Annotated in this window: 9 protein-coding genes; 6 read left to right on the forward strand and 3 right to left on the reverse strand. The window is 33.2% G+C overall.

Features of this window, described 5'->3' with window-relative positions:
• Positions 1–8 precede the first annotated feature (8 nt).
• Positions 9–3,359: a hypothetical protein gene (locus HM981_RS02000; RefSeq protein ID WP_179336913.1), complete on the reverse strand. Its 3,351-nt coding sequence runs from the start codon at positions 3,357–3,359 to the stop codon at positions 9–11.
• A gap of 436 nt (positions 3,360–3,795) precedes the next feature.
• Here HM981_RS02000 and HM981_RS02005 point away from each other — a divergent pair, with 436 nt between their 5' ends.
• The 3 genes from HM981_RS02005 to apaG all read left to right on the forward strand — a co-directional run bounded on the left by HM981_RS02005 (position 3,796) and on the right by apaG (position 6,940).
• Positions 3,796–5,046: a type IX secretion system plug protein gene (locus HM981_RS02005; protein ID WP_179336914.1), complete on the forward strand. Its 1,251-nt coding sequence runs from the start codon at positions 3,796–3,798 to the stop codon at positions 5,044–5,046.
• Between the two features lie 69 nt (positions 5,047–5,115).
• On the forward strand, positions 5,116–6,492 hold the full coding sequence (locus HM981_RS02010; RefSeq protein WP_179336915.1) for a pyridoxal phosphate-dependent decarboxylase family protein: 1,377 nt from the start codon (positions 5,116–5,118) through the stop codon (positions 6,490–6,492).
• Positions 6,493–6,553: 61 nt separating this feature from the next.
• Entirely contained in the window at positions 6,554–6,940 is a 387-nt protein-coding gene (apaG, locus tag HM981_RS02015) for a Co2+/Mg2+ efflux protein ApaG (protein WP_179336916.1), read from the forward strand.
• 124 nt (positions 6,941–7,064) lie between these two features.
• Here the strand turns inward: apaG and HM981_RS02020 are convergent, their stop codons facing one another.
• On the reverse strand, positions 7,065–8,099 hold the full coding sequence (locus HM981_RS02020; protein WP_179336917.1) for a DUF6695 family protein: 1,035 nt from the start codon (positions 8,097–8,099) through the stop codon (positions 7,065–7,067).
• A 144-nt stretch (positions 8,100–8,243) separates the two neighbouring features.
• On the opposite strand from HM981_RS02020, the gene pruA reads away from it, so the two are divergent.
• From pruA to HM981_RS02035, 3 genes are all read left to right on the forward strand, one after another.
• Positions 8,244–9,869 carry an L-glutamate gamma-semialdehyde dehydrogenase gene (gene pruA, locus HM981_RS02025; RefSeq protein WP_179336918.1) on the forward strand — a complete coding sequence of 542 codons (1,626 nt, stop codon included), beginning with the start codon at positions 8,244–8,246 and terminating at the stop codon, positions 9,867–9,869.
• A gap of 150 nt (positions 9,870–10,019) precedes the next feature.
• Positions 10,020–11,711 (forward strand): T9SS type A sorting domain-containing protein, encoded by a 1,692-nt coding sequence (locus tag HM981_RS02030; RefSeq protein ID WP_179336919.1) that lies wholly within the window; start codon positions 10,020–10,022, stop codon positions 11,709–11,711.
• Between the two features lie 13 nt (positions 11,712–11,724).
• The gene (locus HM981_RS02035) at positions 11,725–11,970 is read left to right on the forward strand and encodes a T9SS type A sorting domain-containing protein (protein WP_179336920.1); all 246 of its coding nucleotides are present in this window, start codon (positions 11,725–11,727) and stop codon (positions 11,968–11,970) included.
• 79 nt (positions 11,971–12,049) lie between these two features.
• On the opposite strand, the gene rsmG is transcribed toward HM981_RS02035, so the two are convergent.
• Complete coding sequence (rsmG, locus tag HM981_RS02040) at positions 12,050–12,676, reverse strand: 16S rRNA (guanine(527)-N(7))-methyltransferase RsmG (RefSeq protein ID WP_179337658.1); 627 nt, start codon at positions 12,674–12,676, stop codon at positions 12,050–12,052.
• Positions 12,677–12,694 lie beyond the last annotated feature (18 nt).

The following is a 12,694-nucleotide window of genomic DNA, read 5'->3' on the forward strand; positions in this document are numbered from 1 at the left end:
ATCTATAATTAATTCATTATTTTTTTTCCTACCGTAAAACCGCTTTCCATTTTGAGAAGCGCCATATAAGCTCCTCTCGGATATTGAAATGACGTGTTAAATTCACGGCTAACATTTTTATCTAATTTGTAAGTTGCGACTTGTTTCCCTGTAATATCAAACAACACTATAGACTCAATATCTGTTAATGATTTCACGTACAATCTTTTGTCCTTTATATACATAAAAACGTCTAGTTCAGTCTGCTCAGCAACAGAGAGTAATTGACTTGGCGTATATCTTAAAACAAATCTATCATTGATAACACCTTCAACACCAGTGAAACTATATGGAGTATCTCTTAAGTCATGCACAACATTAAGGTAAGTATCTTCTAAATAAATTCCTTGTTCATCATTTTCAAAAACACTTCCTTTTACGTTATCAATAGCAATTTTAAAAATACCATCTTCAGGCAACTCAACACCTATAGCTATTGTGTCACTACCTTCAAAAGGGTAAGAACGCCCTTGGATGATCATATTCTTATCTTCTAATACAGAGTAAATACTCATACCTTCACCGATTTTTTGGGCGTCATACAAACGATCAATGCCATTTGTTGCACCATCAGCATAACCTACAAGCGCGACTTTAGACGTATTACTTTCATCAACTAGCCCTAGCCAAATTAACTGTTTTTCAACCTCTCCGTCAGTATTCACCTCTGAATTACCTGACCTATAAAATTGACTATTATCATAAGTTTCTTCTGCACCGTCATATCGCATTGCGTTATTAAAAACAACATTAGATGTTGCCGGTGATGAATCTAAAACTTGTACGAAAAATCCTTGTCCTGACGCAATCTTACCATCAAAACCTTCAGGAGTAGCGCCCATACCATTATACGTAACATACTCATCACCATAATTATACCCGAAATCTTGGTAATAAGGATCTGCAGAAGAGTTATCTCTAATAATACCCTCACCTCTAGTCCATATTTGCACATTTCCTTCTAAATTAACATTTGCAGCTAGAAATGTACTTGCATCTATAGACGACGGATACGGATTCCCGATTAAATTCCAATGACTATCTTCTGGATCTGGCCTACCTGAATCATCAGATTTTTCAACTACAACATTGATAGCACCATTATTTGGCACTCCCACAAAACTTGTTACAAAATCAACATCTGAAGGCACTCGCTTTATATAACCAATACCTGTATCCATCGATGCCGATGCCGCACTCCAATTTCCTCTTGTTCCGAAACTATTTATTGCATTTACATCCCAACTATATGAATTCGATCCCGGAACGTGTCCAATATCGAAACCATCCACAGGTGAAGACCAATAAATATAATCTGAAATGTTCAGGTTTTCTGTAGCTCTCTCAAATACAATGGCTCCGCTATTTGCATTTGTTATTACAGCTTTAGTTTGCACCAAACTTGCATCATCTTTAAAAGTTATTTGACCTGCAGGTATGGTTTCTACATAAATATTATTTTCGTCATATATGTCTAAATCTTGTTCTACCACAAGCTCTTTATAAAGCTTAAGTGTTTTACCCTCCTTTATAGTAACTTCCCGATCTCTTAGCACACGACAATCACAACCTTCTAAATCTACATCTTCATTATAGTCTTCATTGAAGATTAAGTTACGTTCATCATCATCAACCGTTATTCCTGCTGTAATAAATGCAGGTGGAAGCTCCCAAGTAGTACCATTCCAAAACGTTGGTGTTCCTCCTTCCTTTAAGGTAAAAGGCAAATCTACAGCACCATAACCATTTGACACTCTTACTTTATAGCTACCTAGGTCACTTGAACTAATTACTCCCGACAATGTATAACTACTCGATGTTTCGCCTGCTATTGCTACATAATCCTTGTACCATTGATACTCTATAGTTTCATTTGGATCAACTGGAGACAAAGTAGCTCCTCCCTCAATCACTCCGAGTGCACTAAACTCAATAGAATTATTAGTATCTAACCTACAAATATTACGAGATAATGGGAATTTATCAATTTTAGGAGATTTTATATCAAAAGCCGATTTATTATAAGCCATAAAAGCCATATCCGCTGAGCCTCCTGCTAACATATTGATATTATTTATATCTCCAATATAATTAGTACCAGCAGAATTATTATCAATTTCAAAATCGCTCAATTTAAGTCCGACCATTCGAAATAATCTTTTTAACCCCCCTTGAAAAGCAGTACTCGTAGGGTAAGATATGTCATATGGCACTGAATTATTCATATTATACAAATCCAAACCCCACTTAAAAAGCCTATCTGCTTCAGAATCTATTCTTAACCTAACAGGTCTACCTATGATATTACCATCTAGATCAGCATAATAATAGACATCAGTTAAGTTACCATTTGAATTCGCTATTTGAGTGATCACTAAATCTGGTATATTATCATTTACGGCCCCAAAAATACCATTACCACTAAAAAACCTAACACTCGCCTCTTTATTGAAATTAGCAATTCCCGTACCCAAATCTAGACCGTTTACACCATCAATTATAACATCATAAGCCGTGGCACTTACTTGAGCATTTAAAATAGTGGCATCAATAGCGCCATCTATTTCATCTGCCATTAAAAGATAATTATCCCTGTGCGGAAACCCTGTAATACCATTAGTAGAATAAGCTTGATAATTTTGAGCTGTATAACTTATCGATTTTAAATCTAACAAAGCATCATTAACTCCGGTTGAATAAGTAACTCCATCAATTGTAAAAGCCAACAAATCATGTCTATCACTGGGATAAGTTGACTCATCTGCATTATCCCACCAATTTGACCTATAGTAGCCATTACCATTATAATCCCAATCTGTAAATATCTCGTCTATCTCAATTTCGCTGTCATTCCGATATTCCTTAAGTGTTGGCTTAATGTAATCTATAAGATCTGACGCAATAATAGGAACACTCCCACTACCATTCCCTATCGTAAGGCTTTTTCCTAACTGATCTTCAATATCATCATTGTTCCCACCCGTTGGAAGCGTAACCAAAACACCACCTGATGTAGTAATATATACATTACTGATCGTGAAGATAATTTCCGTATCTGAAACAATTTCAACACTTCCCGGTTCAATAAGAATATCTGTAATAGCCACATCATTAACATCTACAGAAAGAAAACCAGTTCCAAGAACTGTCACCTCCGAACCACTAGTAATACGGGTTGGGATAACACTTGTAATTGTTTGAGAAAAAACGCTGAGAGTTGAAAAAAGAAATGCAACTAATAAAAATACATTAGCTGTCTTAGCCTCAAAGGCTCTATGTGTAACTTTTAATACCATAAGTACAATTTTAAATACGTTCATTAACATGAATTCGTTTATTCGAATAAAAATAATGGACTAATAAATAATTTAAATTAATATGTTCTTAGAGGGATGACAAAGTTCTTAATTAAGTGCAACGATACGAAAAAAAACAGTTCTTACGTAAAAAATACTCGATAAAATGCATTTTGTTATGACGTAAAGCACTTTTCAAGGTTAAAAAGCAGCAATAATGTAGCTTTCAATACTTTTTTAATAACAAGAACCAACTGTTATAATTGATTATTTTTATCCAAAAATCTACCAATTACAAAATATTCGGCAAAAAGCAGATATATCCGTTTTTGTGTATTTTTATAGTTGTAGAAGATACACACAACTGATTTTAATGCAATTAAACTATTAATCCCATTTGCATTTCTTCTGTATTTTTGGGATTAAATTTGTTTATATTTACATCTCAAAACGAGCACATATGCCCTCTAAGATTCACTTTATTATATTCATTATTGGATTTCCTTTTTTTATTTTCGCTCAAGCCGAAGAGCTAAACCCTCCCGATTTTATAAAAACAATTACTTTTAAGAGTAACACCACCCAAGGACAATTACCTGTTTTAAAACTTGGAGAAACGTTACAATTAGAGTTTGATGCTTTAACTGGGAATGAGGAAGATTTCTATTATGTTATTGAGCATTTTAATTTCGATTGGACCACCTCAAGCTTATCAAAACCCGAATACTTAAAAGGCTTAGATAATCAGAGAATCTTAAGTTATGAAAACTCTTTCAATACTTATCAAATTTACTCGCATTATAACTTAACCATACCTAATACTCAAACACGCGCCTTATTAAAAAGTGGGAATTATATGATTTCTATTTACGATGATTACGACGAACTCATGTTTAGCAGAAAATTCATGATCTATGAAGAATTAACCAATGTTGGTGTTAGTGTCAAACGCTCTAGAGATGTTAAAGTTATTGCAGAAAAACAATCTGTAGATATCATTATTTCAACCGATGGTACTAATCTAAATAACCCTTTAGAAACGATCAAAACATTAGTCATCCAGAATAACAACCTCAACACGGCTATTTCAGACTTAAAACCACAATACGTTTTAGGCAATGAACTTATTTACCGTTATGATACAAAATCAGCATTTTGGGGAGGAAACGAATATTTGTTTTTTGAAAATAAGGATGTTAGAGCGGCAAACGTTGGTGTACAATATATAGACTTAGAAGAATTATATCACAATTACCTGTACACTAACATATCTAGAAAAGATAGACCATACACCTACAATCCGGATATTAACGGTAATTTTTTAGTCACAGTTATAGATCGAACCAACCCAGATATAGAAGCCGACTATGTAATGGTTCATTTTTCATTATTACATGATGAATTAAAAAACAAAAACATTCATATTTACGGTAATTTCAATGCGTATACGATTGAACCACTAACTCAAATGATTTATAATACAGAGAGTAAACGTTACGAATCAATAATGCTATTAAAACAAGGTTTTTACAACTATAAACATATTGCAGTGGATAAACAAACTGGTCAATTAGACGAAGGAGTGATCAGCGGCAATTTCTGGCAAACAGAGAACAATTATAAAGTTTTGGTTTACTATAGAGATCTTGGCTCTCGTTATGATCGCCTCATTGGTTTTGGAGAAGCTTCTTCTGTTGACATTACGAATTAAATTGTAAGTAACTTTAAATCATTAAGACTAAAGCCGCATCTATCTTTAACTCATTAAACAACTTTTAACATGCATAATGACATTGCCCTTTTTTCTGAACTATGTGACGAACTTTTTAAAGAAGAAACAAATCAACCTGTTGCAAAACCAATTCCTACTTCAGAATTATATAATCAAATAGATTTATCATTAAACCAAAACGGTGTAATGGACGATGTTTTTAAAGACACCTTAAAAAAAGTCATTAAAAGCACACCTAAAACAGCATCAAAATCATTCTTTAATCAATTATTTGGCGGAAGAATTGGCAAAGCTACTTTAGGTGACTTGCTTGCTGTAATGCTAAACAACAGCATGTACACTTATAAAGTTGCGGGTCCACAAGTTGGTATTGAGAAGCAAGTTCTTAAAAACATTTGCGAATTGGCTGGTTACTCAAAAGATAGCGATGGCACATTAGCACCAGGCGGATCTATGAGTAATATGATGGCGCTAATCATGGCAAGGGATTTTAAAAATGAAACCATAAGAGCAGAAGGTTTATCAAAACCAATGACACTTTACACTTCTGAAGCATCACACTATTCAATAGCTAAAAATGCAGCATTAACTGGCATAGGCAAAAATCAAGTACGCTTAGTAAACACCAATTCTAAAGGAGAAATGCTTTCCAAACATTTAGAAGAACTCATCCTCCAAGACATTTCTAATGGTTTACAGCCCTTTTTTGTAAATGCAACTGCAGGAACAACTGTTCTTGGTGCCTTTGATGATATTAAAGCGATTAGTAAAGTCTGTAAAACACATAATTTATGGCTACATGTAGATGGTGCCTATTGTGGCGGAGTCATTTTCAGCAAAACATACAAACATTTAATACATGGGTTAGAATTATCTGATTCTTTCAGTGTTAATGCTCACAAAATGCTAGGTACCCCTTTAAGTTGCTCAATAATAGTAACACAACACAAAGATCAATTACACCATTCATTTTCTAACGAAGCCGATTATTTGTATCAAACAGATGGTGATGACTTTAACTTAGGTAAAACATCGTTACAATGCGGAAGACGAAATGACGCCTTAAAACTATGGACCCTATGGAAATCTGTTGGAACAAATGGACTTGAAAAAATTGTAGATAAACAATTTGAAATGGCTCAAATAGCTAGAGACTATATTAACAAACATAAAGATTACACACTTTATAGCTTTGACAACTCTATTTCTGTATGCTTTAATTATAAAGGTATTTCTGCAAATGAATTATGTACAGCGCTATATGAGAACTCAGAACTTATGGTTGGTTTTGGCACTTTCAATAATAATGAATTTATCAGAATGGTGACAATCAACAGCTTATTAGACAAAAATGATATTTTAAACTTTTTTGAAACGTTAGAAACATTTGTTTTGACTCATTCGCTAAAAGTTTCAACCACATAACAAAAATTATAAGGATTCATTCAAAAAAATTGCTATTTTAGTAAAATAATTCTTAATTCTCATGGTACAACAAGTTACAAGCGGAATAAAAATTTCTGTAGAAACTAATTTTGAAGGCACATTTTATAAAAATTATAAAGTGCACTTTGCCTTTGGATATAAAGTAACTATTGAAAATCAAAGCAAGGATTCTGTTCAATTAAATTCTAGACATTGGAAAATTTTAGACGCCCTAAACAATGAAGAGATCATTGAAGGCGAAGGCGTTATCGGGAAAAAACCAGTTTTAAAACCTGGAGAATCGCACACATACAATTCTGGCTGTCTTTTAACATCGCCTTTTGGCGCTATGCAAGGGCATTATAATATGGTAAATCTCACAAAAACAAACACATTTAAAGTTTACATTCCTTCTTTTAAATTGAGTGCACCTTTTGCCTTAAACTAAATTGTTATCTTTTTTTTCTAGTAGTTGAACTCTTAGTCGCTTCATAGGACTCTCAAATTCTATAAGTACTAGATATCACAGATCAATATAATCAAGACAATTTCGGATCTCCTAAATACATAAATTATAATTCGTGATGCTTCTCTTCTAATTCCATCTTAAAATTTTCCACAAAATCGAAACGATAACGTTTAGAATCTTGTTCTACATGAATATATAAGCAATTGGAATAATGCACAAATTGATATTCAACATTGATATCAAAACCATCAGAATCAATTTTAAAAACTCCATCACAATCAACATTACCGTAAGGAGAAATCCGTCTTAAACGAAATTCATTCACATGACTTAAATCATAAATTTCAAACCATACACCTGCACCAATTCCTCCTAACCATTGAGCATTATTAGAAAGTCCTGTTACAGCTTTAGGTCTTATATTACCTACTAAATTAGGCTGATAACCATTTAAATTATCTAAAAAGCAACGTCTGCTTTCTTTTTTAGATGTAGAGGTGAATTCTGTAATTGTGCCCAACTCTGAAACTTCAAATGCCGCAAATTCTGTATTTGCAAGCATTACATTACTCACAGTACTTGGTGTAAATAATTTAGATTTAATTAATTGCTTTTTTTTCTTCTTATCGCTAATTGATGCAATTAAAGTATCCGTTACAAAACGTGCACAATTACTTCCTTTTTTTAAAAAAGCTCCATACCTAACATCATTGCTATTTTGTAATTTCATAATATAAGCCTTGGCGTCTTTATAATTTACAGATTTACAAACTGAAGCTACAAGTTTCCCTTCTCCATGAGTTAGTTTTGGATTGGTCGCAAGAAAAGATAAAATTTCATTTAAATTAATGAGTTCATTGTCTTTTACTTCTGCTTTTAACGGAAAATCTAATTCATTATCTGTTAGCTCTCCTCTAACACGACCATAACCTTGTGGACACGTATATCTCCCAAAATCAAAATACTCCAAACTTCCTTTTTCCTTATCAATGAGAACCAAAGCTGCATGCCCAGCACGTACATAATTTTCGCACCCAACATTTATATATCTTAAATAAGGTACTAATTTTTCGTCCGAAATTCTTACTACAGTATCTGGATAAGCAAGTGTTAAAATAAAAGCAGTGTTTTTATACATAGAAAAAAAGTCGGAATTAAAATGAGCAACTTACAAAAATTATGCTTCTAATCTTCACACAACTATAACGCTTGAAAGAAATAATATCTTATAAAAATCGTACCTTTGCACTTTCAAATTTCAAACATAAAAAACAAACATATTATGGGAAAAGGATTCTTTAATGTACCAGTAGCAGTGAACGAACCTGTGATGTCTTATGCACCTGGTTCTCCAGAACGCAAAGCTGTTTCAGAAGCTTATAAATCAATGTTTAATTCTAAGGTTGAAGTCCCTTTATATATAAATGGTGAAGACGTTAAAACTGGAAACACCCGAACCATGTCGCCTCCGCACGATCACCAACATATTGTAGGTGAATATCATATTGCAGAACAAAAACATATTGACGCTGCTATTTCTACAGCTTTGGAAGCTAGAAAAGAATGGTCACAAACTCCATGGGAACAACGTGCTGGTATTTTCTTAAAAGCTGCAGAATTAATTGCTGGTCCTTACAGAGCAAAAATTAACGCTGCTACAATGATAGCACAATCTAAAAATATATATCAAGCTGAAATTGATGCCGCTTGTGAACTGATTGACTTTTTACGTTTCAATGTTCAGTTTATGTCTGACATTTACATGGAACAACCAGAAAGTACAAGTGCAGCATGGAACCGCGTAGAATACAGACCTCTTGAAGGTTTTACGTACGCAGTAACTCCTTTTAACTTTACAGCAATTGCGGGTAATTTACCTGCTTGTATGGCTTTAATGGGTAATGTTGTGGTTTGGAAACCTAGTGATAGCCAAGTCTATTCTGCAAAAGTAATCATGGATATTTTTAAAGAAGCAGGTGTGCCAGATGGTGTAATTAACGTTGTTTTTGGAGATCCTGTAATGATTACAAATACTGTTTTGGCAAGTCCAGATTTTTCTGGTTTACACTTCACTGGCTCTACACATGTCTTCAAAGAATTATGGAAACAAATAGGAAATAACATCCATAACTATAAAACATACCCAAGAATTGTTGGTGAAACAGGAGGAAAAGATTTTATAGTTGCACATAAAACAGCAGACGCGAAACAAGTAGCAACTGCTATTGCTCGTGGTGCTTTTGAATTTCAAGGTCAGAAATGTAGTGCTGCTTCTAGAGCATATGTTCCTAAAGGAATTTGGGCTGATGTAAAAAAATATCTAATTGAAGATATGGAATCTTTTAAAATGGGATCGCCTGAAGATATGAGTAACTTTATCACCGCCGTAATCCACGAAGGTTCTTTTGATAAATTAGCGAAATATATAGATGACGCCAAAGCTGATAGCGATGCTGAAATTATTGCTGGTGGTAATTATGATAAATCTAAAGGGTATTTTATAGAACCTACGGTAATCTTAACTACCAACCCAAAATACACAACAATGTCTACAGAGTTATTTGGCCCTGTAATTACAATATTTGTGTATGAAGACGATGCATATACAGAAACATTGAAACTAGTAGATGAGACTAGCGAATATGCGTTAACAGGTGCTATTATCTCTAGAGATAGATATGCTGTTGAAGAAGCTACCAAAGCCCTTCAGAATGCTGCTGGAAATTTCTATGTTAATGACAAACCAACTGGAGCTGTTGTTGGACAACAACCTTTTGGTGGAGCTAGAGCCTCTGGAACAAATGATAAAGCCGGAAGTCCTCAAAACTTATTACGTTGGGTATCTCCTAGATTAATAAAAGAAACTTTTGTAACACCTACAGATTACAGATATCCTTTTTTAGGCTAAATATTTACAATAAGACTTAATAATTAAATCCTTAGAAGCTTTTTGCTTTTAAGGATTTTTTTTTATTTTCATTATAAATTACATTCACAATCAGAGTTTTATAAATCAATCGTTGTATCTTTTCAACATAATAATTCAAATTTTGATCTTATGAAAAAATATTACTTTTTTGTCACCTTAATTTTACCAACACTTTTGTTGGCTCAAATTGAGTCTATAACATCTACCGAACCCCTTGATTTATCGGCTTATGGAGAAACTATAACTTACGCGGGAGAGGGTGAGTATGAGGTTTTCTTAAGTCCAGATAATATTTTAGATAAACCTATCATTGTTGTTGATGGCTTTGATACAGGTGACACCAGAGACATCAATGGCATCTATGGCCTATTAGATTTTGATAGCACATCTGGCACAGAAAACTTAGCAGATCAATTGCGTGGACAAGGCTTTGATGTCATCATATTAAACTTCCCTATCTATACAAGAATTGCAGATGGAGTTACTATTGATGGAGGCACAGATTTCATAGAACGAAACGCGATGCTTTTAGTAGAATTAATTGATATTATTAATACAGATAAAGCTTTAAATAGCCCTGATCAAAATGTAATTATTGGTCCAAGTATGGGTGGTTTAGTAGCACGTTACGCTCTAAATTATATGGAAGCTAATTCCCAAGATGCAGATACTAGACTTTATATTTCTTTTGATGCACCTCATCTTGGAGCTAATGTTCCTATTGGTTTTCAACATCAATTAAACTATTTAGCTTATAATGATTTTAATCCTGTAGTAGAAATTCAACCTATAATTACAACACTATTACAATCTCCTGCATCAAGACAATTATTAGTAGATCATTTTGAATCTCATTTAGACAGTGGAAGTCTTGTTGATTTTGATTCTAACCTCACACTAGCCGAACCACATCCTTTTAGAACACAATTTGAAACTAATATAAATGGTTTAGTTACAGGTGGATTTCCACAAAATACACGAAATGTTGCTATAATTAATGGTAGTGGAATAGGAAGCTCCTATTTTGCAATTGGAAATAGTGGCACAGTGGTTACTAATGGTTTTACTATTGTGGATACGGCTATTCCTGTAACAATACCTGGACCTTTTGGAAACATTCTAATTAATGTTGAAATTGACATTAACATGACACCAGCTGCAGGAACCTCAGGTCAAGTAAGCCGTTTTTTCGCACCACTTGCACCACCAATCCTTCCTAATGTAGAATCCATAGCAATTTCTAGTACCACAAATTTTGACGGAGTAGATGCTGCTCCTGGTGGTTTGTTTGATCTCTCTGTTTTAACAAGTGGTATTTCAGGAGGAGGAGATATCGCTACTGATTTTTTAGCAGGCCTACAAATTGACAAGTTTAGCTATATTCCTTCTGTAAGTGCTTTGGCTTTAGAATTTGCTAATGATGAAATTGATTGGCATGCTTCAATTAACCTTTCAACATCTCCATTTGTTAATACGTACTTACCAGATAACAATGAGCCACATGTACAACTTACTGAGGCAAATGTTTTGTTTGCCCTAAGTGAAATATTAAGCCCACCTTTAAGTGTTTTAAACAATGAAATTTTCACTATTTCATTAGAGAAAAACCCTATAGAAAACGAATTGGTTTTACGTTCTAATTTAAATAGTATCGCAACTATCATGATAAGCGATTTAACCGGAAAAATTGTTTATAATTCAACCAGAGAATTAACAGATAGAACAGCTATAAATGTAGATTTAACTTCGGGCTTTTATATCTTAAATGTCTTAGGAGAGAATAGTAGGTCTTTTACAACTAAATTTATTGTAAATAATTAGGATTATTTCGTTATTGAAAATTGTACACTCTAAATATTTGGAAGTTTATCCTACAAGTGTTAAAAATGAATTAAATGTTTCTTCTAACGAAGATTTATCTGCTGAAATTTTTGATTTATTAGGACGAAGCATTAAGCAAGTAAATATTATTTCTGGAGGTGATACCATTGATCTTTCAGATTTATCTACTCAACCATATATCTTAAGATTTACTAGTGAGTCTGGTAATACTATTACTAAAAAGATTGTGAAAAAATAACGAGATTATTATTTATAAAAAAACCGTTTGATTAATTTCAAACGGTTTTTTTTATATCCTTTTATTATATAAATCTAAACTATTTATACTTCAATGGTAAGTGAATTACTTTTTTCGTTTCGAAAAATGGTTCTTCAAAATAATCCGACAATAAAAAAGCTTTAACAGTCTTGTATTGCTTTAACTCTTCTGTTAAGTCGCCTCCTTTTAAATAAAGCACTCCATTTTTTAATTCATTCTTTTGAGTTCTAGAAATCTTCCCTTTGACCCAGGTGGTAAATTCCGGCATTGTAGTAACAGCTCTACTTACAATAAAATCGTAAGTTTCATCGATAGCCTCTACTCTACTATGTGTAGTTTTTATATTAGTAAGTTCTATACTTTCTGCCACTGCATTAATAACTTTTAGTTTTTTATTAATGCTATCTACCAAATGAAATTGACATTCTGGGAATAATATCGCTAAAGGCACTCCAGGAAATCCTCCACCTGTACCAACATCTAAAACAGATGTACCTTCTGCAAAGTTTATCACTTTGGCTATACCTAAAGAATGCAAAACATGTCTTAAATACAACTCATCAATATCCTTGCGAGAAATCACGTTAATTTTACTGTTCCAATCCTTATACAATCCTTCTAAGGCTTCAAGTTGTTGGATTTGCGTTTCAGTTAAGTTTGGGAAATATTTTAAGATCAATTCCATTTCTAATAATTTGCACAA

The sequence above is a fragment of the Winogradskyella ludwigii genome (genome assembly GCF_013403985.1).
In the GTDB taxonomy this organism is placed as follows: Bacteria; Bacteroidota; Bacteroidia; order Flavobacteriales; family Flavobacteriaceae; genus Winogradskyella; species Winogradskyella ludwigii.

What these genes read in the sequence shown, in the direction of transcription:
- HM981_RS02000 (WP_179336913.1), bottom strand. Translation starts at nt 3,359, where the DNA reads ATGAACGTATTTAAAATTGTACTTATGGTATTAAAAGTTACACATAGA.
- HM981_RS02005 (WP_179336914.1), top strand. Translation starts at nt 3,796, where the DNA reads ATGCCCTCTAAGATTCACTTTATTATATTCATTATTGGATTTCCTTTT.
- HM981_RS02010 (WP_179336915.1), top strand. Translation starts at nt 5,116, where the DNA reads ATGCATAATGACATTGCCCTTTTTTCTGAACTATGTGACGAACTTTTT.
- apaG (WP_179336916.1), top strand. Translation starts at nt 6,554, where the DNA reads ATGGTACAACAAGTTACAAGCGGAATAAAAATTTCTGTAGAAACTAAT.
- HM981_RS02020 (WP_179336917.1), bottom strand. Translation starts at nt 8,099, where the DNA reads ATGTATAAAAACACTGCTTTTATTTTAACACTTGCTTATCCAGATACT.
- pruA (WP_179336918.1), top strand. Translation starts at nt 8,244, where the DNA reads ATGGGAAAAGGATTCTTTAATGTACCAGTAGCAGTGAACGAACCTGTG.
- HM981_RS02030 (WP_179336919.1), top strand. Translation starts at nt 10,020, where the DNA reads ATGAAAAAATATTACTTTTTTGTCACCTTAATTTTACCAACACTTTTG.
- rsmG (WP_179337658.1), bottom strand. Translation starts at nt 12,676, where the DNA reads ATGGAATTGATCTTAAAATATTTCCCAAACTTAACTGAAACGCAAATC.